The organism is Bacillus cereus group sp. BfR-BA-01430 (assembly GCF_022663115.1).
Taxonomy (GTDB): Bacteria; Bacillota; Bacilli; order Bacillales; family Bacillaceae_G; genus Bacillus_A; species Bacillus_A cereus_BD.
In genome coordinates, this window is the sequence record NZ_JAKUEW010000047.1 from 1 (window position 1) to 1,378 (window position 1,378).

Genomic DNA, 1,378 nt, shown 5'->3' on the forward strand with positions numbered 1-1,378 from the left:
AAATCCGCTTACCGCGAAGGCTGAGCTGTGATGGGGAAGCTCCTTATGGAGCGAAGTCTTTGATTCCCCGCTGCCAAGAAAAGCTTCTAGCGAGATAAAAGGTGCCTGTACCGCAAACCGACACAGGTAGGCGAGGAGAGAATCCTAAGGTGAGCGAGAGAACTCTGGTTAAGGAACTCGGCAAAATGACCCCGTAACTTCGGGAGAAGGGGTGCTTTCTTAACGGAAAGCCGCAGTGAATAGGCCCAAGCGACTGTTTAGCAAAAACACAGGTCTCTGCGAAGCCGTAAGGCGAAGTATAGGGGCTGACACCTGCCCGGTGCTGGAAGGTTAAGGAGAGGGGTTAGCGTAAGCGAAGCTCTGAACTGAAGCCCCAGTAAACGGCGGCCGTAACTATAACGGTCCTAAGGTAGCGAAATTCCTTGTCGGGTAAGTTCCGACCCGCACGAAAGGTGTAACGATTTGGGCACTGTCTCAACCAGAGACTCGGTGAAATTATAGTACCTGTGAAGATGCAGGTTACCCGCGACAGGACGGAAAGACCCCGTGGAGCTTTACTGTAGCCTGATATTGAATTTTGGTACAGCTTGTACAGGATAGGCGGGAGCCTTTGAAGCCGGAGCGCTAGCTTCGGTGGAGGCGCTGGTGGGATACCGCCCTGGCTGTATTGAAATTCTAACCTACGGGTCTTATCGACCCGGGAGACAGTGTCAGGTGGGCAGTTTGACTGGGGCGGTCGCCTCCTAAAGTGTAACGGAGGCGCCCAAAGGTTCCCTCAGAATGGTTGGAAATCATTCGTAGAGTGCAAAGGCATAAGGGAGCTTGACTGCGAGACCTACAAGTCGAGCAGGGACGAAAGTCGGGCTTAGTGATCCGGTGGTTCCGCATGGAAGGGCCATCGCTCAACGGATAAAAGCTACCCCGGGGATAACAGGCTTATCTCCCCCAAGAGTCCACATCGACGGGGAGGTTTGGCACCTCGATGTCGGCTCATCGCATCCTGGGGCTGTAGTCGGTCCCAAGGGTTGGGCTGTTCGCCCATTAAAGCGGTACGCGAGCTGGGTTCAGAACGTCGTGAGACAGTTCGGTCCCTATCCGTCGTGGGCGTAGGAAATTTGAGAGGAGCTGTCCTTAGTACGAGAGGACCGGGATGGACGCACCGCTGGTGTACCAGTTGTTCTGCCAAGGGCATCGCTGGGTAGCTATGTGCGGAAGGGATAAGTGCTGAAAGCATCTAAGCATGAAGCCCCCCTCAAGATGAGATTTCCCATAGCGTAAGCTAGTAAGATCCCTGAAAGATGATCAGGTTGATAGGTTCGAGGTGGAAGCGTGGTGACACGTGGAGCTGACGAATACTAATAGATCGAGGACTTAACCA

At 53.8% G+C, this 1,378-nt stretch carries 1 rRNA gene; it reads left to right on the forward strand.

Annotated features, from left to right (window positions below):
• Positions 1-1,378: ribosomal RNA gene (locus MR058_RS22775) — 23S ribosomal RNA — on the forward strand; the annotation flags it as partial.